Origin of the sequence: Paenibacillus sp. JJ-100, assembly GCF_948329825.1 — a bacterium.
In the GTDB taxonomy this organism is placed as follows: Bacteria; Bacillota; Bacilli; order Paenibacillales; family Paenibacillaceae; genus Paenibacillus.
This window is the reverse complement of sequence record NZ_CAOJCM010000027.1, coordinates 1-512: the sequence shown is the minus strand read 5'-3', so window position 1 is coordinate 512 and position 512 is coordinate 1. Positions and strand designations below refer to the sequence as shown.

Here is a 512-nt window from a genome sequence, read left to right as displayed (position 1 = left end):
CAAGCCATAGCTTCGGTGGTGTGTTTAGCCCCGTTACATTTTCGGCGCAGAGTCACTCGACCAGTGAGCTATTACGCACTCTTTCAATGATGGCTGCTTCTAAGCCAACATCCTGGTTGTCTGTGCAACTCCACATCCTTTCCCACTTAACACACACTTGGGGACCTTAGCTGATGGTCTGGGCTGTTTCCCTCTTGACAATGGATCTTAGCACTCACTGTCTGACTCCCGGAAGTAAGTCTATGGCATTCGGAGTTTGACTGAGCTTGGTAACCCTTGCGGGCCCCGCACCCAATCAGTGCTCTACCTCCACGACTCTGTTTTCCGAGGCTAGCCCTAAAGCTATTTCGGGGAGAACCAGCTATCTCCGAGTTCGATTGGAATTTCTCCGCTACCCCCACCTCATCCCCGCATTTTTCAACATGCGTGGGTTCGGTCCTCCAGTGCGTGTTACCGCACCTTCAACCTGGACAGGGGTAGATCACCCGGTTTCGGGTCTACGTCCACGTACT

Annotated in this window: 1 rRNA gene; it reads right to left on the bottom strand. The window is 52.9% G+C overall.

What is annotated here, in order from left to right:
* A 23S ribosomal RNA gene (locus PQG66_RS25265) occupies window positions 1-512 on the bottom strand; the annotation flags it as partial.